Annotated in this window: 24 protein-coding genes; 11 read left to right on the forward strand and 13 right to left on the reverse strand. The window is 63.6% G+C overall.

The window, feature by feature from the left end:
* Nucleotides 1-103 precede the first annotated feature (103 nt).
* The gene (locus tag ABEA18_RS04350; RefSeq protein WP_345448085.1) at nt 104-1,150 is read right to left on the reverse strand and encodes a Gfo/Idh/MocA family protein; all 1,047 of its coding nucleotides are present in this window, start codon (nt 1,148-1,150) and stop codon (nt 104-106) included.
* 42 nt (nt 1,151-1,192) lie between these two features.
* Nucleotides 1,193-1,804 carry a TetR/AcrR family transcriptional regulator gene (locus ABEA18_RS04355; RefSeq protein ID WP_345448086.1) on the reverse strand — a complete coding sequence of 204 codons (612 nt, stop codon included), beginning with the start codon at nt 1,802-1,804 and terminating at the stop codon, nt 1,193-1,195.
* Nucleotides 1,805-1,926: 122 nt separating this feature from the next.
* Here ABEA18_RS04355 and ABEA18_RS04360 point away from each other — a divergent pair, with 122 nt between their 5' ends.
* The 3 genes from ABEA18_RS04360 (at nt 1,927) to ABEA18_RS04370 (ending at nt 3,857) form a co-directional block, all read left to right on the forward strand.
* The gene (locus ABEA18_RS04360; RefSeq protein ID WP_234751821.1) at nt 1,927-2,493 is read left to right on the forward strand and encodes an NAD(P)H-dependent oxidoreductase; all 567 of its coding nucleotides are present in this window, start codon (nt 1,927-1,929) and stop codon (nt 2,491-2,493) included.
* A gap of 92 nt (nt 2,494-2,585) precedes the next feature.
* Nucleotides 2,586-2,984, forward strand: coding sequence for a DUF1801 domain-containing protein (locus tag ABEA18_RS04365; protein ID WP_345448087.1), 399 nt, complete (start codon nt 2,586-2,588; stop codon nt 2,982-2,984).
* Between the two features lie 165 nt (nt 2,985-3,149).
* Nucleotides 3,150-3,857, forward strand: a complete 708-nt coding sequence (locus ABEA18_RS04370) for a GerMN domain-containing protein (RefSeq protein ID WP_345448088.1) — start codon at nt 3,150-3,152, stop codon at nt 3,855-3,857.
* Between the two features lie 9 nt (nt 3,858-3,866).
* Here the strand turns inward: ABEA18_RS04370 and ABEA18_RS04375 are convergent, their stop codons facing one another.
* Entirely contained in the window at nt 3,867-4,694 is an 828-nt protein-coding gene (locus ABEA18_RS04375) for an isocitrate lyase/PEP mutase family protein (RefSeq protein WP_345448089.1), read from the reverse strand.
* A gap of 114 nt (nt 4,695-4,808) precedes the next feature.
* On the opposite strand from ABEA18_RS04375, the gene ABEA18_RS04380 reads away from it, so the two are divergent.
* From ABEA18_RS04380 to ABEA18_RS04390, 3 genes are all read left to right on the forward strand, one after another.
* The gene (locus ABEA18_RS04380) at nt 4,809-6,116 is read left to right on the forward strand and encodes an aminotransferase-like domain-containing protein (RefSeq protein ID WP_345448090.1); all 1,308 of its coding nucleotides are present in this window, start codon (nt 4,809-4,811) and stop codon (nt 6,114-6,116) included.
* The gene (locus ABEA18_RS04385; protein ID WP_345448091.1) at nt 6,113-6,541 is read left to right on the forward strand and encodes a universal stress protein; all 429 of its coding nucleotides are present in this window, start codon (nt 6,113-6,115) and stop codon (nt 6,539-6,541) included. The genes ABEA18_RS04380 and ABEA18_RS04385 overlap by 4 nt, the downstream gene beginning before the upstream one ends.
* Before the next feature lie 155 nt (nt 6,542-6,696).
* Nucleotides 6,697-7,035 carry a hypothetical protein gene (locus tag ABEA18_RS04390; protein ID WP_113990649.1) on the forward strand — a complete coding sequence of 113 codons (339 nt, stop codon included), beginning with the start codon at nt 6,697-6,699 and terminating at the stop codon, nt 7,033-7,035.
* Here the strand turns inward: ABEA18_RS04390 and ABEA18_RS04395 are convergent.
* The 5 genes from ABEA18_RS04395 to ABEA18_RS04415 all read right to left on the reverse strand — a co-directional run bounded on the left by ABEA18_RS04395 (nt 7,032) and on the right by ABEA18_RS04415 (nt 12,794).
* Nucleotides 7,032-7,595: a phosphatase PAP2 family protein gene (locus ABEA18_RS04395; protein ID WP_345448351.1), complete on the reverse strand. Its 564-nt coding sequence runs from the start codon at nt 7,593-7,595 to the stop codon at nt 7,032-7,034. The two genes, ABEA18_RS04390 and ABEA18_RS04395, sit on opposite strands and share 4 nt — an antisense overlap.
* Before the next feature lie 124 nt (nt 7,596-7,719).
* Nucleotides 7,720-9,285, reverse strand: a complete 1,566-nt coding sequence (locus ABEA18_RS04400; RefSeq protein WP_345448092.1) for a dihydrolipoamide acetyltransferase family protein — start codon at nt 9,283-9,285, stop codon at nt 7,720-7,722.
* 57 nt (nt 9,286-9,342) lie between these two features.
* Nucleotides 9,343-10,323, reverse strand: coding sequence for an alpha-ketoacid dehydrogenase subunit beta (locus ABEA18_RS04405; protein ID WP_345448093.1), 981 nt, complete (start codon nt 10,321-10,323; stop codon nt 9,343-9,345).
* Nucleotides 10,323-11,531, reverse strand: coding sequence for a pyruvate dehydrogenase (acetyl-transferring) E1 component subunit alpha (pdhA, locus tag ABEA18_RS04410; protein WP_345448094.1), 1,209 nt, complete (start codon nt 11,529-11,531; stop codon nt 10,323-10,325). Before pdhA ends, ABEA18_RS04405 begins: the two co-directional genes overlap by 1 nt.
* A gap of 144 nt (nt 11,532-11,675) precedes the next feature.
* A complete protein-coding gene (locus ABEA18_RS04415; protein ID WP_345448095.1) occupies nt 11,676-12,794 on the reverse strand; it encodes a histidinol-phosphate transaminase in 1,119 nt (372 codons plus the stop codon).
* Nucleotides 12,795-12,915: 121 nt separating this feature from the next.
* Here ABEA18_RS04415 and ABEA18_RS04420 point away from each other — a divergent pair, with 121 nt between their 5' ends.
* Nucleotides 12,916-13,341, forward strand: coding sequence for a phage holin family protein (locus tag ABEA18_RS04420; RefSeq protein ID WP_345448096.1), 426 nt, complete (start codon nt 12,916-12,918; stop codon nt 13,339-13,341).
* Nucleotides 13,342-13,395: 54 nt separating this feature from the next.
* Here ABEA18_RS04420 and ABEA18_RS04425 read toward each other — a convergent pair whose 3' ends face one another.
* Together ABEA18_RS04425 and ABEA18_RS04430 are read right to left on the reverse strand one after the other, a co-directional pair.
* Nucleotides 13,396-14,766 carry a hypothetical protein gene (locus tag ABEA18_RS04425; protein ID WP_345448097.1) on the reverse strand — a complete coding sequence of 457 codons (1,371 nt, stop codon included), beginning with the start codon at nt 14,764-14,766 and terminating at the stop codon, nt 13,396-13,398.
* The gene (locus ABEA18_RS04430) at nt 14,766-15,074 is read right to left on the reverse strand and encodes a hypothetical protein (RefSeq protein ID WP_345448098.1); all 309 of its coding nucleotides are present in this window, start codon (nt 15,072-15,074) and stop codon (nt 14,766-14,768) included. Before ABEA18_RS04430 ends, ABEA18_RS04425 begins: the two co-directional genes overlap by 1 nt.
* A 192-nt stretch (nt 15,075-15,266) precedes the next feature.
* Between ABEA18_RS04430 and purB the strand changes: the two genes are divergently transcribed.
* The 3 genes from purB (at nt 15,267) to ABEA18_RS04445 (ending at nt 18,055) form a co-directional block, all read left to right on the forward strand.
* Entirely contained in the window at nt 15,267-16,709 is a 1,443-nt protein-coding gene (gene purB, locus ABEA18_RS04435; protein WP_345448099.1) for an adenylosuccinate lyase, read from the forward strand.
* A gap of 58 nt (nt 16,710-16,767) precedes the next feature.
* Entirely contained in the window at nt 16,768-17,427 is a 660-nt protein-coding gene (locus ABEA18_RS04440) for a histidine phosphatase family protein (protein ID WP_345448100.1), read from the forward strand.
* Nucleotides 17,428-17,551: 124 nt separating this feature from the next.
* The gene (locus ABEA18_RS04445) at nt 17,552-18,055 is read left to right on the forward strand and encodes a GNAT family N-acetyltransferase (protein WP_234751783.1); all 504 of its coding nucleotides are present in this window, start codon (nt 17,552-17,554) and stop codon (nt 18,053-18,055) included.
* Nucleotides 18,056-18,106: 51 nt separating this feature from the next.
* Here the strand turns inward: ABEA18_RS04445 and ABEA18_RS04450 are convergent, their stop codons facing one another.
* Entirely contained in the window at nt 18,107-18,964 is an 858-nt protein-coding gene (locus ABEA18_RS04450; RefSeq protein ID WP_345448101.1) for a cytochrome c oxidase assembly protein, read from the reverse strand.
* Nucleotides 18,965-19,227: 263 nt separating this feature from the next.
* Here ABEA18_RS04450 and ABEA18_RS04455 point away from each other — a divergent pair, with 263 nt between their 5' ends.
* The gene (locus ABEA18_RS04455; protein ID WP_084784486.1) at nt 19,228-19,662 is read left to right on the forward strand and encodes an acyl-CoA thioesterase; all 435 of its coding nucleotides are present in this window, start codon (nt 19,228-19,230) and stop codon (nt 19,660-19,662) included.
* A 122-nt stretch (nt 19,663-19,784) separates the two neighbouring features.
* Here the strand turns inward: ABEA18_RS04455 and ABEA18_RS04460 are convergent, their stop codons facing one another.
* A complete protein-coding gene (locus tag ABEA18_RS04460; protein ID WP_078107213.1) occupies nt 19,785-20,534 on the reverse strand; it encodes an SDR family oxidoreductase in 750 nt (249 codons plus the stop codon).
* Between the two features lie 55 nt (nt 20,535-20,589).
* A complete protein-coding gene (locus ABEA18_RS04465) occupies nt 20,590-21,930 on the reverse strand; it encodes an MFS transporter (protein WP_345448102.1) in 1,341 nt (446 codons plus the stop codon).
* Nucleotides 21,931-21,959: the final 29 nt, after the last annotated feature.

Genomic DNA, 21,959 nt, shown 5'->3' on the forward strand with positions numbered 1-21,959 from the left:
GCAGCGGCTTTGTCGCTACCGGATGATCAGTGCGGACGTTGTCCACACTCCCCTTACATCGCTGACGGTCCCGGCGAGGTTACGCCCGATCCAAAAAAAACTTTCAGGCGAGTGTCCGGGCCTGCTCAATCAGCTTGAGTACCTCGACTGGCCCGGCCGGATCCACGGGGAGCGGCAAGGCGGAGGCGGCACCGCCGTCGGCGATCTTCTCCGCAAGGATCCGGTAGAACTCCTGGTAGGCGCCGCGCTCAGTGGGTACCGACGTCCGCACGCCATCGATTTCCAGGGTGCCGTAGTACTGCGGATCGTCGACGCCGTAGCTGCCATCTGTGGGCAGTCCGCCTGCCAGGATGAACGGCTCCTGGGGATCGATTCCGTACTTCAGGAAGCCACCCTTGCTGCCCAGGATGCGGAAGCGCGGAGCATGAAGCTGGCTGTTGACGTTCATGGCGACGTGGCTGAGCACTCCGGAAGCATGCTTCAGGACCAGGAAGACGTCATCGTCAGCCTTTTCCTGGGGCCGTCGCGCCAGTATTTCTGCGTGGATGACTTCGCCGGGACCGAACATCTGCAGGGCCAGGTCCAACAGGTGGGTTCCCAGGTCGAAGAGCAGCCCACCGCCGTCGTGGGCCGTGGCGCCGGCCTTCCACGCCTTGCTGATTTCGGGCGCCCACCGCTCCATTGAAGCTTCGCAGCGCATGACCTCGCCCAGCGTCCCGGCGTCGAGCAGTTTCTTCACAGTGAGTGCGTCGCCGTCCCAGCGGCGGTTTTGGTAGACGGTCAGCACGCGGCCCAGCCTCGCGGCCAGCTCGATCAGCTCCTGCCCCTGCGCGCTGCTCACCGCGAATGGCTTGTCCACGACGACGTCGAGCCCGGCTTCCAGCGCGGCCTTCGCGAGAGGGTGATGGGTCGCGGGCGGCGTGCCGAGCACCACGAGGTCCAGCTCCCGAGCAAGCGCCAGGACGTCTTCCGGACTGTCCACGATCCTCGTGCCGGGATAGCGTTCCTCGGCTTTTGCCTTGCGACCCGCGTCCGAAGTGGCGATGACGTCGAGGGAATACGCGGGATTGGCTGCGATAAACGGCGCGTGAAAGACGCTGCCGGAAAGGCCAAAGCCGACGACGGCGGTGCGGATCGGTGTGTGGGTCATGCCGCTAGGCTACCGGGCCAAGGTAGCCCACCGTAGCTTTTGTCAGGCGTCTTTAAGCAGGCGGGTGACGAGCTCGCGCCACGACGCCGCAAGGCGCTCCGGCGTGACTCCGTGTGAGCGAAGGGCATGGAGCGTGCGTTCAGGATCCAGGGTGGCGCCGAGGGAAAGAGCCAGCAGCCAAGGATCGCGGTCCAGGCCCGCTTCCCGCAGCAGCATCTCGATGTGCCGGTGCCACAACACGACCGGCGGGGCGTCGTGCCGATTCTGCGGGGAATGCTCCGCCGCGGCGCGCGCCAGCTCGCCGTATTCGTCGACATATTTGATGCGCGCTTCGCCGAAGGCAATGAGGCGTTCAAGCGGGGGTGCTCCGGGACCCAGCGGCGGTGGACCGAAGATGAACTCTCGCTGGAATTCGGCCTCCGCGTCGCTCAGGAGAGTCATCATGAGTCCTGCCCTGCTGCCGAATCGGCGGAAGACGGTCCCCTTCCCGACGTCGGCCCTGCACGCGAGCATGTCCATAGTGACAGCGTCCACGCCGTGCTCAGCCACGAGATCCCTCGCAGCTTGAAGGAGCCGTTCGCGGTTACGCGCGGCGTCACTGCGCTCCGGCTGCGTTCCGAAGGGCAACCCGGGCCGGATGGGGATGAGGCTCACAGAAACATTCTAGCCTTGGGAATATTAAGCGGACCGTAGTCCGTTTAGAATCTACGAAGGCAGCAAAAGCCTCCAAACCGAGCGCCTGCGGCACCGTCCGCGGCCAGACCCAAGGAGTTCCCATGTCCAAGAACACCGTTCTCGCCCTCGTTGGCAGCCTCCGCGCCGATTCCCACAACCGCAAGCTCGCCGAAGCCATCCAGCTCAACGCTCCCGAAAACGTCGAAGTACAGATCCACGGCTCCCTCGGCAACATCCCGTTCTACAACGAAGACATCGACGTCGAGGGCCAAGTTCCCGCCGAAGCCGCTGCCCTCCGCGCTGCCGCCGCCGCAGCCGACGCCATCCTGCTCGTCACGCCGGAACACAACGGCACCATGCCGGCATCCCTCAAGAACGCCATCGACTGGCTGTCCCGCCCGTTCGGCGCCGGCGCGCTGGCAGGCAAGCCGACCGCCGTCGTCGGTACCGCTTTTGGCCAGTTCGGTGGCGTCTGGGCGCAGGACGAGGCCCGTAAGGCAGCCGGCATCGCGGGCGCCAAGGTCCTCGAGGACGTCAAGCTCGCCGTTCCGGGCTCCATGATCCGCTTCGCTGAACTGCACCCGAAGGACGATGCCGAAGTTGTCGAGCAGATCAAGGGCATCTTCGAGCCGCTGACTGCCTTCCAGGAAGCTGAAGTAGCAGCCTAGTCCCTGCGGCTCGCCCCGCGCGACGCGCGAGAGTGCCCCTGTCCCGCCGTTGAGGCGTGGGCGGGGGCATTCTTTGTCAGTACGATGGCGGCATGGCCGACTACAACCGCCATCCCGACGTCGACGCCTACCTAGAGGCCCTCCCGGATTGGCAACGCGCGATCGCCGAGCAACTACGCGACCTCATCCATGAAGCCGAGCCTGAAATCGTCGAGACGATCAAGCGCCGCACGAGGCCTTATTTTGTCCTCGACGGTAACGTTTGCGCGCTGCTCGCAGCCAAGGACCACGTCAACCTGTTCCTTTACGACGGCGCGATTGTCCCCGACCCGGACGACATCATCACATCGGGGCACGGCAACAAGACCGCCCGAATGATCGCCTTCCACCAGCACGACGAGATTCCCCGCGCACCGCTCACCACAATGCTGCGGCAGATCGCTGCGAACAACCGCGCCGGCGGCTGGCGGAAGATCAAGGGAACGGACTAGCCCGGAACACCCTCCGAACCGGGAGCAAGGCGTCACCGCACCGCTACCATTCCGTGACTGAGCTGAGGCCGAACCGTCATGGACAGAGCGGTCCACACCCGGGCGGCCAGCCGTAACGTTGAGTTACAGGCACCAGGGGTGATCAGGGCAGGAGCGGGGGCTGTCATGCGGGTCGGACGCGGCGTGGAATGTACGACGACGGTCGCCGCGCTGTGTCTGTCCCTTGCGCTCAGTCTGGCCGGCTGTGCGTCCCCAGGCGGTGGCGGTCCGGGCGGGTCGCGTTCCGAACAACCAGGCTCACCCGGCTTCGTCCAGGCGACGCAGGAGCCTGTTACCGGGCCGATTCCCATGCCCCTTCCGGCTCCTCCCCCGTATATCAACCCGCCTACCGCGGCGCCGCGCCCAACCACGGCGAGCCCGCTGGCACCCGCAGCCGTTCCGGTTCCCGCACCCCTCCCGACCGCCGGCGAATCGACTGGAGCCACTGTGTATTTCGTGGCGATCGGCGACGGCGGCAGCCGTGGTGTGCGGTTCGGCTGCGACGACAGCCTGGTAGCTGTGCACGTCGCCGCCCCTCCGGGCAGCGACCCGCTGTCCGTGGCAATGGGGCAACTGCTGGCGCCCGATGGAACCGCGTCCCGGTCAGGTTTGTACAACGCGCTCTCGGGCTCGGCGCTGCGGTACGTTTCGGGCTACCTCGACGGCACCACCGCCGTCGTGAACCTGAGCGGGTCGCTGCGTCCCGGAGGCGTGTGCGACCAACCGCGGATCGAAACCCAGCTCGCGCAGACCGCGGTGGCGGCTACGGGAGCATCCCAGGCCGCGATCTACATCGACGGGAACACCCTCGCGGACGTCCTGAGTTTGCGCTGAGGCGGCCCGTCACTCGAATAGCGCGTCCATGTCGGCATAACTCCGGGATCCGGCGAGGCCCGACCAGTTTCCGTCGCCAAGAACTTCCCTTGCCAGCCTCGAGACCTTCGCGTAGGCCGCCCTGGCAGTACTGCCGCCGATGCTGATTCGCCGCACGCCGACGTCGTGCAGTTCTCCGGGCGACGGCGAACCCAAGCCGGCCAGGGCGTTGAGCGGTGCGCTGATCCGCCGGGAGAGATCATGCAGAACATGGAGATCCGTCAAACCCGGCACGAAAATTCCGTCCGCCCCGGCCCGTTGATAGGCGTCCGCACGGCGCAGCGTTTCCTCATACGCAGTGTCCGGAAACTTTCCAGACCAATAAGTGTCCGTACGCGCATTGATAAACAGTGCGACGCCCACGTCCTCGGCCGTCTGCCTGATCAGGGCGATGCGCCTGGACTGTTCACCGATCTCGCTCAGCGGTTGATCCGCCGAGTCCTCGATGTTGATCCCGACGGCGCCCGCGTCGAGCACCGCTCGAACGGTGGCCTGGAGTTCTTCGTCGGTACGGCCGTACCCGGTCTCGATGTCCGCAGTCACGGGCAAGCGCGTAGCCTTTGCTATCCGCGACAGCGCTTCCATCGCGAGTTGCCGCGGAAGGTGGTCCCCGTCCCGGTACCCCAAGCTCCATGAGACTGCCGAGCTGGAGGTCGCCACCGCCGTCGCTCCCGCTTCCTCAACCATTCGCGCAGATGCCGCATCCCACGCATTCACCAGCACCAACGGCGCGTGCGGCACGCTATGGAGCTCCTTGAAGCGAAGGGCTTTGGATTCGAGTTCGGGATGCGTCGTCATGGCTCTATTCCAGCCTTCCTGTGTCCGGACGTAAAGCGCTTCGCACCGCGAATCTCGAAATTAGGATGAAACATCCGTTGCTCAATTGGCAACTCCGGGGAGTATCCTTTCACTGTGACCCACGAAACATTGGATGCCGGGCCCGAGTTGCCCGCGGAAGCAATCGACGCAATAGAGCGAGCAGCAACTGCCGCCCACCGCCACGAGGAACTTTTCTCGGAGCGCGCCGCCAACATCAAGCAGTCCGCTGTGCGTGACGTCTTCGACATTTCAATGCGGCCGGGACTCGTGTCCCTCGCCGGCGGAAACCCCTATCTGCAGTCCCTGCCCCTCGAAAAGCTCGGACAGACCGCCGCCCGCATCATCGCGGAAGAAGGTATGACGGCGCTGCAGTACGGCGGCGGACAGGGCACCGAGGAACTGCGTACCCAGATCTGCGAGATCATGGCCGCGGAAGGCATCCTGGACGCCCGCCCGGAGAACGTGGTGATCACCGCGGGTTCCCAATCGGCCCAGGACGTGGCCACGAAGGTCTTCTGCAATCCGGGTGACGTCGTCCTCGTGGAAAACCCCACTTACGTGGGCGCACTGAACACCTTCGAGGCCTATCAGGTCCAGGTTGAGACAGTGGACATGGACAACGACGGCCTGGTCCCGGAACTCCTGGAAGCCAAGATCGCGGCGCTTCATGCGCAGGGCAAGGCCATCAAGTTCCTCTACACGATCCCCAACTTCAACAACCCCTCCGGCATCACACTTGCTCCGGCGAGGCGTCAGCACATCGTCGATATATGCCGCAATGCGAATATCCTGGTGCTCGAGGACAACCCCTACGGTCTTTTGCGCTTCGACGGCAACCCGCTGGAACCAATGCGGGCGGCGAACGAGCATGACGTCATCTACATGGGCTCGTTCTCCAAGATTTTTGCCCCGGGGCTGCGAATCGGGTGGGCGCTGGTACCCGAGCACTTGCAGCGGCGCTTCTATCTCGCCTCGGAAGCCGTGACGCTTTGCCCTCCGACCTTGAACCAGATGATCATCTCGGCATATCTTCGGGACTACGACTGGCGCGGGCAGATCGACACCTACCGGGCCCTGTACGAGGAACGCTGCAATGCCCTGCTGGTGGCGTTGGAAGAGCACATGCCTTCCGGCCTCAGCTGGACCAAGCCCGAGGGCGGCTTCTTCGTCTGGGTCACTTTGCCCGACGGCGTGGACACATATCCGCTGCTCAAGAAGGCGATCGAAGCGGGGGTCGTGTTCATCCCCGGCGCGGCGTTCACGCACTCCGACGAACCATCCAACAAACTGAGGTTGGCTTTCAGCGCAGTGCCACCGGAGTCCATCGCCGAAGGCGTCCGCCGATTGGCGCCGGTTTTGCAAGAAGCGATTGATGTCATCAGCAAAGGAGCAGAGATATGAGCGGAATAGTCCTCGTTGGAGTCGACGGCAGCGTAACGGCAAGGCGGGCCGCCGATTCGGCAAAGAATTTGGCAACCGCACTGGGCGCGGAACTGCGCGTCATCACCGCGTTTGAAGGCGCCCACGTAGAGGTCGTCGAAAGCGGCGGCGACAAGTGGATTCTCTCGGACGCCGACGAGGCGGAGAAGGTAGCCAGCAAAGTGGCCGCTGAACTCGCCTCCGACCAGTTGACCACAAGCTATGGAGCTGTCTTCGGCAAAGCCGGAGAGGCCCTGGTCAAGGAAGCCGAACGAGTGGGTGCCAAAGTGATCGTGGTCGGCAACCGCCGCATGCAGGGACTGGCCAGGGTTCTCGGCAGCGTCGCCAACACGGTGGCGCACAAAGCGCCGTGCGACGTCTACATCGCCAAGACGGACGAACCTTAAGCGACTCCCCGGCCCCGGGACTTTGACCGGGATCACGCGTTGTGGTGGGCGGTCTCACCCCGATTTTGGCCGTGCGGCTGGGACGCCGCCGGTAAAATTGAGGTGGCCCCCAAGGGTGCGAGCCGCCCATCACAACAACCCGTAGGGGATCCCTTTTGCTTACTCTGCAGCCGCGCCAACGCGTCGGACACGACATTCTGCTCGCCCGCCACGGCAACCACATCAGCTCCATGCGCTTCGACCGGGCAAATGACCGCATCGTGGCGCTTCTCGACGACGGCTCGGTAGACAGCGCTCCGAACATGATCTCTCCGCTGCTCCAGATGCCGGAAACGTTCCGCAGCATCCTTCGCTCCGACTGGAAATTGTTGCTCGTGGTTGCTTCCGCGATGCTCGCCGTCGGAGCCCTGGCCATGGTGCTGTCATTTGGAATGATCGGCAGCATGAGCGACCAGCAACTGCGCGACCTTGCGCTCAGCTACACGTCCTACTAACTCAACCAACCGCGCAGGACCCACCAAAGTCCCGCGATGACCACCCCGCCGAACAACGAACCGGCGATGACCTGGCCGCGGGTATGGTCCCGTAGGACGACGCGGGACCAGCCGACGGCCGGAACCAGAAGCAGGAGCGGCAAGCACACCGGCCCGAACATAAGGGCCACAATGACTGCAGCCGCGGAGATTGCCGAGGCATGACCGCTGATTTTCCACACGAGGCTGACTGCGGCCAACACTGTGATGCCGCCAATCAGTGCAAGGATCATCGCTGAGACGCTCGTCGGGGCGTGGATGAGGTTCAGGACCACCAACCCCACGACCACGGACACGAGCGCAAGCATCAGCAAGGGCGCACGCTCCCTGCGATCGCTGACGTGGTGGTCGCTGAGCCTGCCGAGCCTCACCATGGCCAAGACGTAGGCCAGCGGCAGCACGCACACAAAGAGCGCCGCCAGGACACCGAACCATATCGTCCCCGGGAAACCCGGGTCCACCGCGGGACTGATGAGCAGCAAGACGGATACGACGGCGGGCGGCTGGAAGACTTCCGTCAGGACCCGGGCAACACGGTGCCGGGCCCCAACGCCGCGCTGCTCAGTCCCACCGCCGCGCTGCTCAGTCCCACCGCCGCGCTGCTCAGTCCCACCGCCGCGCTGCTCAGTCCCACCGCCGCGCTGCTCAGTCAAGCAGCAGAGCCGGCTCTTCGAGAATGGACGCGACGTCGGCCATGAAGCGGGCGGAGAGGTCCCCGTCCACCACCCGGTGATCGAACGAACCGCCAAGCGTTGTGATCCAGCGGGGGATGACCTCGCCGTCGAGAACCCAAGGCTTTTGCTTGATGGTGCCGAACGCGACGATTGCCACCTCGCCGGGGTTGATGATGGGCGTTCCTGTATCGATACCGAGGGCGCCAACGTTGGTGATGGTCAACGAGCCGCCTTGCATCTGCGAAGGCTGGGTCTTGCCCGCGCGTGCCGTACTGGCTAATTCGTTGAGCGCGAGGGCCAGTTCCTTGAGGGAAAGGTCCTGGGCATCCTTGATGTTCGGGACCATGAGCCCTCGCGGCGTAGCTGCAGCAATACCCAGGTTCATGTAGTGCTTGACGAGGATCTCCGCGTTTCCGTTGCCGTCGGCGTTCTCCACCCAGGTCGCGTTAACGCTCGGATTGCGTGCCGCGGCCCAAATCACGGCCTTGGAGAGAATCAGCAGCGGCGATACCTTGATGCCCTCAAAGTCCCTGGAGGCCTTGAGCCGCTTGACGAATTCCATCGTGCGGCTGGCATCGACATCGACGAAGATACTCACATGCGGCGCCGTGAAGGCCGACTCCACCATAGCCTTGGCGGTGGCCTTCCGGACGCCCTTGACGGGGATCCGTTCCACCCGCTGATCCTGCGGCTTCTTGGACGCACCCCAGAACTTGTCTGCTTGGTCCACCTCGGCGTCGCGCTGCGACTGGTAGCTCACCAAGTCCTCGCGGGTCACTTCGCCGCGGGCTCCCGTGGGGACGACGTCGGCCAGGTCAATCCCCAGTTCGCGGGCGATCTTGCGCACGGGAGGCTTCGCCAACACCCGGTTGACGATGCCGCTGACCGTTGCGCCGAGGCCGGTGAGCCCCGGTGCCTGGCCTACAGGCGCCTGGCTTGCGGCTCCCTGGCTTGTGGGCTGCTGTGCGGCAACAAGCGGCAGGGCCGGAGCAGTGGGCTCGACGACTCGTTCGACGACGGCGGCTGCGGGTGCCGAGCTCGGGGCGGCCGAGGCTGCAGCCGTGGCTCCTTCCGGGCGCTTACGCGGGCGGCGCTTGACGGCGTCGGCCTTGGGACCGGAACCAACCAGCGGTCCGCCGGCGGGACCGCCGTCGGACGTTCCGGCGTCGTCGGGCAACTTGCCGTACATCGAGGCTTCGAAGACCTGTTCGGCTGCAGGCGCGGCCGGTGGGGCGAGGGACGACGCGACAGCGGCCGGAGCCGCCGGCGCCGGGGTGGGCTCCGGTTCTCCCGGCGCATTGTCCGAAATACCGATAATCGCGGTTCCTACTTCAACCGTGATGCCTTCGGCAACGAGCAGTTCCGCCACCGTTCCGGCATAGGGGGACGGCAATTCCACGAGGGACTTGGCGGTCTCGATCTCGCAGATGACGTCGTTGATGGCCACGGTGTCGCCGGGCTTGACCTTCCAGGAGACGATTTCCGCCTCGGTCAGTCCTTCGCCGACATCCGGCAGGTTGAATTTCTTAACAGTCACTTGTGTCCTCGATCTTGGCTGGCCCGTCCGCTTGGCGGCGGGTGCAATCAGGGGCGGCTAGTAGGCCAGGGAACGGTCCAGGGCTTCGAGGATCTTGTCGATGTCCGGCAAGTAGTCCTCTTCCACCTTGGCCACGGGATACGGCATGTGGAAGCCGCCCACGCGGATGACCGGAGCCTCAAGGTGCAGGAAGGCCCGCTCACTGATCCGCGCAGCGATCTCGCCGCCGATCCCCCCGAATGTCGGGGCTTCGTGGGCAACGATCAAGCGGCCCGTCTTCTTGACGGAAGCGGTGACAGTGTCGAAGTCGATAGGGGAAATCGAGCGTAGGTCGATCACCTCGATGCTGCGCCCGTCCTCTTCCGCCGCTGCTGCTGCGGCCAGCGCGACCGGCACCAGCGGACCGTAAGCCACGATCGTTGCGTCGGAGCCTTCGCGCAGGACGTGCGCCTGGAACGGGTCCGACGCCGGTCCCGGGTTTTCGATGTCCACCTCGCCCTTGAGCCAGTAGCGGCGCTTGGGTTCGAAGAAGATGACCGGGTCCGTGCAGTCAACGGCCTGCTGGATCATCCAGTAGGCGTCGTGGGCATTGGACGGGGTGATGATGCGCAGGCCGGCGGTGTGGGCGAACAGCGCCTCCGGTGATTCCGAGTGATGTTCGATCGAGCCGATGCCGCCACCGTAAGGAATGCGGATGACCACGGGAACAGTCAGCTTGCCGCCGCTGCGCGAGTGCATCTTGGCCAGTTGCGTAGTGATCTGGTTGAAACCGGGGAACACAAAGCCATCGAACTGGATCTCGCAGATGGGACGGTAGCCGCGCAGGGCCAGGCCTATCGCGGTGCCGACGATGCCAGACTCAGCCAGCGGGGTATCAACCACCCGGTCTGCACCGAACTCCCTGATCAGTCCGTCGGTCACGCGATAGACACCGCCGAGCGGCCCGATGTCTTCGCCCATGAGCAAGGACTTCGGGTTGTTGGTGAGCGACGCCCGGAGGCCTTCGTTGATGGCCTTGGCTATGGTCATGGTGGTCATCAGTTGCCTGTCCCCTCTTCCTCGTCGCCTTCGAATCCGGCGGAGTATTCCTCGAACCAAGCAAGTTCCTCGGCCACCAGCGGGTGCGGTTCGGCATAGACCCCGGCGAATGACTCGCGGAAGTTAGGGCCCTGCAGACTTTGGGTGGTACTACGGACATGGGCAGCGAGTTTGTCGCCGTCGACTCTGACTTGCTCAAAGAAAGCTTCGTCGGCAAGGCCCTCGTTGCGGAGGTACTTCTCCAAGCGATCCAAGGGATCCTTGCCTCGCCACGCGGTTTCCTCGGCGGATTCGCGGTACTTGGTGGGGTCATCCGCCGTGGTGTGGGCTCCGACGCGATAGGTATATGCCTCAATGAGCACAGGACCACGGCCTTCGCGTGCATGTTCAAGCGCCCACTCGGTGACCGCATGGACGGCGATGACGTCGTTGCCGTCCACCCGGATGCCCGGGAAACCGTATCCCTTGGCCCGGTTGAACAGGGGAACCTTGGTCTGGACCTCGGTGGGAACCGAGATGGCCCAGTGGTTGTTCTGGCAGAAGAACACCACGGGAGCGTTGTAGGACGCCGCGAACACCATGGATTCGTGGACGTCGCCTTCGGAGCTGGCACCGTCCCCGAAGTAGGCCACAACGGCAGCCTTCGGATCGTTGGAGCCATTGGCTTCCGCGAGCTTCTGGTCCCGCTGGATTCCCATGGCGTAACCAACGGAATGCAGTGTCTGCGCCGCAAGCACGAGCGTATAGAGATGGAAGTTGTTCTCGGTGGGGTCCCAGCCGCCATTCGAAATTCCACGGAACAGCTTCAGGAGTTCCGCCAGGTCCACATCACGGGTCAACGCAACTCCGTGTTCCCGATACGTGGGGAAGATGTAGTCCTGCCGTTGGGTGGCGCGTCCGGAACCGATCTGGGCGGCTTCCTGGCCGGTGAGGGGAACCCAAAGAGCCAGCTCGCCTTGGCGCTGGAGGGCCGTGGCCTCCTGATCGAAGCGGCGGACCTTGGCCATGTCGGCGTAGAAGCCCCGGAGCTGCTCAGGATCAAGGCGCTTCGCGTAGTCCGAGAAGACGGGATCTGTCCCTAGCTTGCCGTCCGGCCCCAGCAGCTGGATCATCTCGGCAGCGGAATCGCTTGAAGCGCCTCCCGCCGGAGACTGCTGATCCAGTCCCGTTCCGTTGATCCCGGGGGTGGGCAATTGAGTTGCGCCCATTCCGTCTCCTTGCCTGCCGCAGCCCGATGCTGAGCAATATTCGCTGATATATGCCGATTCCGGAATGCATTCCGGAATCGGCATATCTTGGCTTTCGTCCCTTACTTTATCCGCAGTAAGGGACGCAGGGTCATTTGTTAACCGCTAGGAAGGTTGCGGCGCTTTTGTATAGGACGCACAGAGTTCCAGGAATCGGGTGTTGGCCTCGACTTCACCGATGCTGACCCGGACGCCCTCGTTGCCGAAGGCCCGCACGGACAACGCCCGCTCGCCTGCAAGTCCGGCGAATTCGGCGCTATTCTCCCCAAGATTCAGCCATACGAAGTTGCCTTGGGCCTCGGGCACGAACCATCCCAGCTCCCGGAGTCCCACGGTTACCCGGTCCCGCTCGTCGACCAGGCTTTGTACCCTTTCCACAACTTGGTCGAAATTCTCCAACGAAGTAATGGCGGCGCGTTCAGCAATCTGCGAGACGGCGAACGGCGTGGCAGTGACGCGCAGGTGCTGGGTGAGATCCGGACCGGAAACGCTGTATCCAACGCGCAGCCCAGCCAGGCCGTGAGCCTTGGAAAAGGTGCGGAGGACAACGACGTTGGGGTACTTGCGGTACAGCTTGATGCCGTCCACGGCCTTCTCGTTCCTGACGAACTCCTGGTAGGCCTCGTCGATAACTACGACCACTCCTGCCGGCACTGACTGGATGAACCGCTCGGTTTCCTCGGCGGTGAGGATGGGGCCCGTAGGGTTGTTTGGCGTGCAAAGCAGAATCACCTTGGTGCGGACCGTGACAGCGGCCGCCATGGCCTCGAGATCGTGGCGTCCATCGGAAAGCAACGGGATCTGGATGCTCTCGGCCCCGGCCAGCCCCACGCAGATCGGGTAGGCCTCGAAGGAGCGCCAGGCATAGATAACCTCGTCGGCCTTGCCATCGTGGTTCTGGCCGGCGAAGGTGGCAAGGATCTGGTTCAGGGCACCGAGGCTTCCGGCTCCGGTGACGACGTCGTCAGCGGGGACTCCCAGGAAGTCGGCGAGCGCAGTGCGCAGCTTGGTGGACAAAGGGTCCGGGTACCGGTTGATGTCCGACTGATCAGCGATCGCCTGCAGCACCGCCGGAATCGGGGGTAGCGGGTTTTCATTGGAAGACAGTTTGTAACTGGTCAGGCCCTCTATTGCTACGGGAGGCTTCCCTGCAGCATATTTGGGGAGCCTGTCCACAACCGGGCGGGGACGCACGCCCTCCGGTGCGTTGTCAGAAGAATTCATGGCACCAGCCTACTTGCAGGGCTTCGGGCCATGCTGGCAGGCCCCTGGCCTGTGCACGTGAAAACCGGCGCATGCGAAAACCGGCGCATGTGAAAACGAGCGCATGTGAAAGCATGGGCGTATGGGTTCATTCATTGTGCGCGTCCTGATCAACGGGCTGGCCCTCTGGGTTGCCAGCTGGATTCTGCCGGGGATGGATATCTCCACTTCGGCAACCACCAACGCAGTAGGCAACGCGGGCGTCACTCAAGGCGGCGACACATTGGGCGTGGTTCTTGCCTATCTCTTCATAGGGCTCATTTTTGGCATCGTCAATGCCTTTGTCCGGCCTTTGGTCAAGCTGCTCTCCCTTCCGATCACGATCCTCACTCTCGGCCTGTTCACGATTGTCATCAACGCGGCCATGTTGTCCCTCACAGCGTGGCTCAGCAGCTACACGCCGGTACACCTCACCATCGACCGTTTCTTTTGGACCGCAGTTCTCGCAGCGATCATCATCAGCCTGATCTCCATGGTCGCCAGCTGGATTCCCGGCGGCAGGCGGTGAGGAGCCGCAAGAGGCGGCAGCGCGGTTTCCGCCAGTTTGTTCGACAGCTCTTTGTCACCGCCTTCCCCGCGGGGCCGGGGGTGCTTCGCGGCTCAGCTTGAACCGGTTCACCTTGGCCACTCCACCAGCGCCCAGTATCCCGCCCAGAGCGGCTGTTGAAGCGGCCAGCGAAGGATCCGAACTGAGCTGCACCAGCTTTGCCCCTTCCTCGTAGCGTGAGAGCTTGTGCGCCGGCCCGATTCCCGGGTCTTCGCCGGGTTCCAGGATCACCGGGTTGGTCATGGTCACCGTTACCCTGTCCTTGGTGTCCGGATTCGCTTTGCCTTCCGCACCGGGAACCCAATCCTGTTCGTGCTCCAAGTGCAGGCTCCCGATGCCGGCCTGCGGGGTGATCCCGCCGACTGGTGATCCAGCTGTCACCACAAACTTGAGATCGTACTCGGCGAGGAACGCTTTGTCCTTGCCCAAGTTCATGGCATGGATTCCGCCTTGGCTGTGGCCGACTGCCACCACAGCCTCGCCGGCTGCGGCACCTGCCTCGAGCAACGCCTGACGGATGGCCTTGCTGGTTTCCATCGAGTTGTAACCCAGCGCTTCGGCAATCCCGGCTTCGTCCAGTGGATTGCTGCCTCCTGGCGGATTGCCCGGCTGGGTGCCCGGAATCAAGACCACCCACGCCCGCGCTCCGTCCTTATCTACCTGCAGGACTTCTATTTCGCCCTCTGAAGTGGCACCGACGTGATCCAGTTCGCTGAGCAGTCCTGCTGCGGACAAGTCCACGCGCTTGGTGGCGGTCTCTCCCTGGCTGACCGAAACAGGACGTGGCCTGAGGAATGCCAATCCGGGGACCGCCACGATCGCTCGCAGGACGGCACCGACATCAGTAGGCCCGACCGTCGCCCCCGAAAGGTTCGCCACTGCCGGGGGTAGCCCCATCATCAGCGCCAATATCCGGGTCAGATCCCGGACAGCTCCCTCCGTGGCTCCCCTCTGCCCAAGGTCCAGGGGATTCGGACCAGTCGCGAGGACTGGCATTCCCAGGCCCATCCGCAGCCTGATCGCCGCGTGTGATTCTGCAAACTCGTATTCACGATGGCTTGCCCTGACATCGTTGCCAATTCGCTGAAGCTGTTCGCGGACCCGTCCAATGTCCCGGCCGCTCTCACCGACGGCAATGATGGCGTTGCTTCCACTCGTGTAGGCCGAGGCCTGGTGCGGGAAGAGAGCCACCCTCACCGATTCAGCTTCCACTTCAATGACCTGCAGCTGGAGCACGAGTCCGTCCAGCGCCGCAGCGCCAGCAAGCAGCTCTTCGAATTGGAAGTGGATTCCGCCGACGCCGCCGCGTATCCGCAATGTGCCATCCGGCTCGGGTGTTCGAGGGTGGGGAGTTCCGCCCGCGCCGACAGGAGCGACCTCGGCCATCAGAAGCCAGACTGGAGGTTCGATGCCACATTCCGGGCATGGCGCAGGGTCACTGCAGCGGCCTCGCGCAAAGCGTCACGCCCCCTTCGAAGGGAGGCAGCCTGGAAGGCCAGTGTGGTCCGGTAGGCACGGCCTGCCGGCGACTCCCATTGCTCAAGTTGCAACTGCGCCAGCTTGGCAAGAACGGCGTCGGCTTGGTCGGCGCAGACGCTCATCCGCCATCCAAGCTCCTGGATCTCCGCACCCCGTGAAATACATTGCTGCGAATCCAGATCCGTTCCTCCGGCCGCCATAAGAATGCCGCTCAAGACGCTGTCCTCCTTCATGTCCATTGATGTCGTGGCAGCGACGCTACGTCGTGCTGCGGTGGCGCGGAACCGCCGTGATCGGCTATGTGGATAACCTGCCGGAAACCGGACCCGGAAGAGGATGCCTCGATGTTATGCACATAGTGAAGGCCGGCTTAATGGCGCGAGCCGAGTTCATGAAAGAATTGCCTCATGCCTGAAACCGTCGCCGCCGCTGTTACCCGTACGCCCTCTGGACGCCTGGCTCTCGCCGCGTCGCCGGAGCCGATCGCCCTGGGCCCGCTGGACGGCCGGTACCAGTCCGCCGTCGCTCCCCTGGTCGACTACCTGTCCGAGGCCGCTCTCAACCGCGACCGAGTGGCCGTCGAAGTCGAGTGGCTCATCCACCTGACCAGCAACAACGTACTTCCCGGCGCCGGCCCACTGACCAGCGAACAGCAGGAGAAGCTGCGTGCCATCGTCACCGAGTTCGACGCCGCTTCGGTCACCGAACTCGCTGAAATCGAGGCCGTCACGGTCCACGACGTCAAGGCCGTTGAGTACTACATCGGCCGCCGCCTCCCCGCGATCGGCATCGAGAACCTGACCGCCATGGTGCACTTCGGCTGCACATCGGAAGACATCAACAACCTTTCCTACGCCTTGGGCGTCAAGGGTGCCGTGGAAGATGTCTGGCTCCCTGCAGCCCGCGCCTTGGTGAAGCAGATCGAAGCGATGGCCGAGGAGAACCGCGCCGTGCCGATGCTTTCCCGCACGCACGGCCAGCCGGCCACTCCCACCACTCTTGGCAAGGAACTGGCAGTCATCACGCATCGCCTGAGCCGCCAGCTGGACCGCGTTTCCAAGACCCAGTATCTGGGCAAGATCAACGGCGCTACCGGCACGTATGCCGCACATGTCGCATCCGTTCCCGGTGCCGACTGGGAGGCCGTGGCCCAATCCTTCGTTGAAGGCCTGGGACTGACGTGGAACCCGTTGACCACCCAGATCGAGAGCCACGACTGGCAGGCCGAGCTCTATGCCGACGTCGCCCGCTTCAACCGCATTCTGCACAACGTCTGCACGGACATCTGGAGCTACATCTCGATTGGCTACTTCCGCCAGATCCCGGTTGCCGGCGCCACCGGCTCCTCCACGATGCCGCACAAGGTCAACCCGATCCGCTTCGAAAACGCCGAGGCCAACCTGGAGATTTCAAACGGACTGTTGGACACCCTGGGCGCAACGCTGGTTACCTCCCGCTGGCAGCGAGATCTGACCGACTCTTCCTCGCAACGCAACATCGGCGTCGCATTCGGACACTCGCTCCTTGCAATCTCGAATGTTGCCAAGGGCCTGAAGGCCCTGGACGTTGCCGAGGAAGTACTGGCAGCCGATCTCGACACCAACTGGGAAGTCCTGGGCGAGGCGATCCAGATGGTCATGCGCGCCGAGGCGATCGCCGGCGTTGAGGGCATGGAGAACCCGTACGAGCGACTCAAGGATCTCACCCGCGGTCAGCGCGTCGACGCCGTCCGCATGCAGGAGTTCGTCTCAAGCCTGGGCTTGTCTCCCGAAGCCGAAGCACGCCTCCTGGCACTTACTCCAGGCAAGTACACCGGCATCGCGGACCAGTTGGTGGACCACCTGAAGTAGAACGCGGCGCTGTTCATGGTCCCGGCGTTTCCGAATCGAAGTAAGGAACTATGTCAGCATGAGGCTCTTGCTTATCCGCCACGGGCAAACCCCTGGAAACGTCTTGGGACAATTGGACACGGCGTTTCCCGGTCCGGGACTGACTGAACTCGGCGAACGTCAGGCAGCTGCGCTTCCGGGGTCCCTTGCCAACGAGGACATCACGGCAATCTATGCATCGACCCTGGTCCGCACTCAGCTGACGGCCGCCCCACTCGCAAGAGTGCGTGGGCTGGAGGCAATCGTATTGCACGGCCTGCAGGAGATTGAGGCCGGGGCCTTGGAGAAGCGCACCGACCACGAGTCGCACCACCGGTACATGAGCACCGTGTTCGATTGGACAGACGGTAAACTCGACGTTCGCATGCCGGGAGCCGGTGATGGCCATGAGTTCTTTGCCCGCTACGACGCTGCCATTGCCAAGGTGGCAGCGGCCGGCGACGAAACCGTCGTCGTCGTCAGCCACGGTGCCGCAATCCGCTGCTGGGCAGGTCGCCGAGCCATGGATGTTGGCCGCGAGTTCGCCGCCACCCACCAACTGCAGAACACCGGCATCGTGGCGCTCGAAGGCGACCCGGAAATGGGCTGGCGCCTGCTGCACTGGGACCAGAGCCCCGTAGGCGGACTTGCCTTGGCCGACCGGACCGTCGAAGATCCAACCGGTGACGCCGTCGAATGACGGCAGAGAGAGGCCTACCCCAACGCACCGGTATTTCTCCGGACGCTTACGCGCAGGAAACACCGCGGTAACCCCCGCTTCTTAGGCTTGATAGGCATAACCCCCTCCGGCGAAAGAGGTTCCGATGCAGACCAATCCGCGGCTCAACATCAGACAGGTCACCTGGGCCAACCCGGTGGGTGCAGACCTCCGCGCGGCGCAGCAGGCGGAATTGGACGCACGTTTCGGCAACTCGGACCACGAGCCCGGACCCGCACCATCGGAAGCGGATACTGCCGTTTTCGTCGTTGCCTACGAAAAGTGCTCGGGCCAGCCCCTGGGTTGCGGAGGGCTAAGGATTCTGGATGCCGAAACCGCGGAAATCAAGCGGCTTTACGTGGTCCCCTACGCCAGGGGCTCCGGAGTGGCCAGCTCCATCCTTGCCGCGCTGGAAGCGCAGGCACATGCCCACGGTTTCAGCATGATCACAGCGGAAGCGGGTTCGGCCCAATCGGACGGCCGCAGCTTCTACGAAAGCGCCGGCTTCGCCGCAGTGCCCAACTTCGGCCCCTACATTGGTGTCAGCCACTCGCAGTGCTACGCCAAGCCGATCGATTCGCACAGCGCCTCGCACACGGCGATGGCCTAAAGACGGGCCGCCCTCCGGCTCCACCTGCCGCCCCGGATCAATCCAGCCGGATCACTCCAGGCTGCGTCCGCCCTGCCCTAGATGTGCCCGGTTCAGGGCTTCGATTTCTTCGTCACTCAAGTCGTCGAAGCTCTTGGCCTCGTGTTTGTCGCTCCGGGAGAACCGGACGAACATCAGGATGATGAGGGGGAGATCGACGATCTCCGCGAGGAACCACATCAGGTCTCCCGCGAGTTGCTGGTCCCGCAGCGGTGAGGGGAACCAGGCTGGCTGATTGCCCAAGACTGACGTGGCACCGTCGAGAATTCCCGGGCTGAGCCGCATGAGGACACCAGGCACGGCATCGGCGAGCAGCTCGATGAATACAAAGATGAACTCGACCACAATGAGCGATGAGGTGCGTCCTGCGCCGTCTTCCATGATCGGTACGGTCATGAGGAGTCCCATGACGGGCACCAGCAAGGTCAGGATGACGTCGGCGGCGGGGTTGGTCCGGAGCACGTAGAAGAACGGGGTCAGGAACAGTGTGAACATGGCGAGTCCGAGAAGCGCAGCCACGAGCGTGTTGCTGAGCATGCGAACGAGCCGGTGCCCGAGGGCCGCTTCCACCCTCGCAGCGCCCACGGGCCCGAGGGTCTGCCGCGCAAGGGTTAGCGGCTTGCCCAGGCCAATCAACAGCGGGACCACAAAAAGATAGGACGTCACTTTGAGGGTGAATGCCCACCGCAGATCGTGGCTGTAGGTTCCCGGGAATCCAAAGCTCAGGGCCGCGAAACTGCCAAGGCCAAGGACGAAGAAGGCAAACGAGTTCCACAAGGGCCAGCGGATATCCCGACGCTTGGCGGCAATCAGGCCCTTTGAATACAGGGCGACCGCGGCAATCAGGACGATCAGGGCGGGCCAGTTCATTGACCAGGCGCCTAACACTGCGCTCAGCGGTGGCATGGTCAGTGGTCCACATCGGAAGGCCGGGCGCCCAGCCCGGCGCTACCGTGGGTTTTGTCGATCTTCATCGTGTTCCTCCAGCGCGTTCCCCGGTGTGCCGCATGGTGCGCGAATCGGCGTGTCGTGTTGTGCCCTGAACCGGGTGCACCGTATCCATGTTACGGAGTCGCGCCGAGCATGGCACGCCGCAGGAGACGCGGGCGCCCAGCCTCGGCTAATCTCGCATTATGGAAAAGGCTGACATCACGTTCCGGACCCGCAAGTGGATTCGTCCGGAGGACCTCAACGCCAACGGCACGCTGTTTGGTGGAAGCCTGCTGAAGTGGATCGACGAGGAAGCGGCAATCTACGCAATCCTCCAACTCGGCAACGGCCGCGCCGTCACCAAGTACATCTCCGAAATCAACTTTGTCAGCTCGGCCGTCCAGGGCGATCTGGTGGAGATGGGTCTGACCGCAGTCCGCTTCGGCCGGACGTCACTGACCATGCGCGCGGAGGTGCGCAACATGATCACCCGCGACAGCATCCTGACCATTGAGGAAATCGTGTTCGTCAACCTCGGGCACGACGGCCGGCCGGAACCGCACGGCTACACGGAAATCACCTATGACCGTGACCGCATCCCCACGCACCACCTGACGCAAGCGCTCCACGAGGACTGAGCGCCCGACGTCGGGCCCTCCGCAAGCGTCGGGCCCGCCTTAAGTGGCGGGCCCGTCCAAAAGCTTTTCCCCGGAAACGGGTGCTGGCGGCCGCGAAATTCGCGGCCGCCAGCTTGCTGCGATCAGCGCCTGTCGAAGGTCAGGCCTCCGGGGACCTGGAACGTCGGCATGAGCTCCAGCATGCCCACATTGACGTGGCGCGGGGTTTCGATGGCGTAGTCGAGGGCGTTGACGATGTCGTCAGTGGTCAGCGACTCGTAGCCTTCATAGTAGGTCTTCCACGCTTCTTCCATGGCTTCAGGCGTGCCGCCCATGTTCCGGCCGAAGATCTCGGTTTCCACCCTGCCGGGGCAGATCTCGGTCACGCGGATGCGCTTGCCGACCGTGTCGTTCCTGAGCTGGCGGGAGATCTGGTGCACGGCTGCCTTCGTGGCGTGGTACACCGTGTGGCCGTAGAAGTTGTACACGCCTGCGATCGAGCTGATGTTGATGATGTGGCCGAGGTCGCGCTCCACCATGCCCGGCAGGACCAGCCGCGTGAGCTGAAGCAGGCCGCGAAGGTTGACGTCGATGAGCTCGTCGATGTCCTGCTCGGACGAGTCCAGGAGGTTGCCTGGCCTGGAAACCCCGGCGCAGTTGACCAGGACGTCGACCTTCAGTTCGCTCACGACGGCGGTCAGCGCCGCTGTGTCGGTCAGGTCAACGACGTGCGGGATAGCACCCGTACGATCGGCCAGTTCGCTGAGGCGTTCCTCGTTGCGGGCCACGGCGTGAACAGTCAGGCCTCTTTTGGCCAGGCGCTCCGTGATCGCGGCACCCATACCGGTTGACGCTCCGGTGACGAGGGCGGTGTTGTAGTCGGAAAAAGACATCGGTTCTCCAAAGAGTGGAAATGGAAGGCACGAAATGTGCCGAGGTCAGCGGCGACTATGCGTCGCGCAGGGGTTCGTGGGCCCGGTCCTTGACGGTGCTCACGGCTGCAAGCGTGCCAAGGGCCGTGATGACTGCGTAGAAGGCGGGCATGTAGATGTTGCCGGTGCTGCTGATGAGCCAGGTCATCAACAACGGGGCCGTTCCGCCGAAGAGCGCGGAGGAGATGTTGTAGCCGAGGCCGTAAGCGGAGTACCGAACCCGGGTGGGGAAGAGCTCAACGATCAGGATGTGGATGACGGCCGTGTGGCCGGCGAAGACGATGGCCATGATCGAGGCGCCAAGGATAGCCAGGCCCATGTTTCCCGTTGCGATGAGGGCGTAGGACGGGATGCCCAGGATGGTCATGGCGATGGCGGAGCCGGCGATGACCTTCTTGCGGCCGATGCGGTCGGACAGGGCGCCCATGAAAGGAATGGCGATGCAGATGACAACCAGGCTGCAGGCGGTGATGAACAGTGCCTCGCCGATGGTGAAGTTGAGCTGCTTGCCCTTGAGGAACGTAGGCATGTAGGAGAACAGCACGTAGTAGCCGGAACCGTTCATGAGCGGGATGAAGAGGGCCAGAACCATGGCCCGGCGGTGCTCAGCGGACTGGAAGGCTTCCTTGAGCGGGTTCTTGGAGAGGCCGCCTTCTTCCTTGAGCTTTGTGAAGTTGGGGGTGTCCGCGATGGCCTTGCGGATGTACCAACCGATGACGCCCATGGGGATGGCGACCAGGAACGGAATGCGCCATGCGAAGGAGCCGAAGCCACCGCCGTCGATCGCGGACTGGGTGAGCCAGGGAGACATGGAGAACGCCACAAGGGTGCCGGTAAGCAGGGCTGCGAACGAAGCGATCTGCGCGTAGGAAGTGATGATGCCGCGCTTGCCTTCGGGGGCGTGTTCAGCGAGGAAGGTCATGGCGCCGGCGGCTTCGCCGCCAACCGAGAAGCCCTGCAGGAGCCGCAGGAGGACGAGCAGGATTGGCGCTGCGATGCCGATGGCCGCGTAAGTGGGCAGGACCCCGATACCGGCGGTGGCGACGCTGATCAGCAAAATGACGAAGACCAGTAGCTTTTGCCTGCCTATCCGGTCACCCAAGTAGCCACAAACAACTGCGCCAAGGGGCCGGACGAAGAACGAGACTGCGTAGCCGGCGAACACGAACAACAGGGCGTTGTCCGGGTTGCCCGGGGCAAGGAACACCAAGGCAAGCGTTCCGGCCATGAAGGCAAAGATGCCGTTGTCATAGAGTTCCACGAAGATGCCAACGCAGCCTGCGGTGACAACCTTGCGCGTTTGACGGCCTGTGAGCCGTTCATGCTGCACTTGCGCAGCGTTGGTGTTTGCGGTCATGACATTTCCTTCTTGATGTTGAGCGTAGC

The organism is Arthrobacter gyeryongensis, from assembly GCF_039543785.1.
GTDB lineage: Bacteria > Actinomycetota > Actinomycetes > Actinomycetales > Micrococcaceae > Arthrobacter > Arthrobacter gyeryongensis.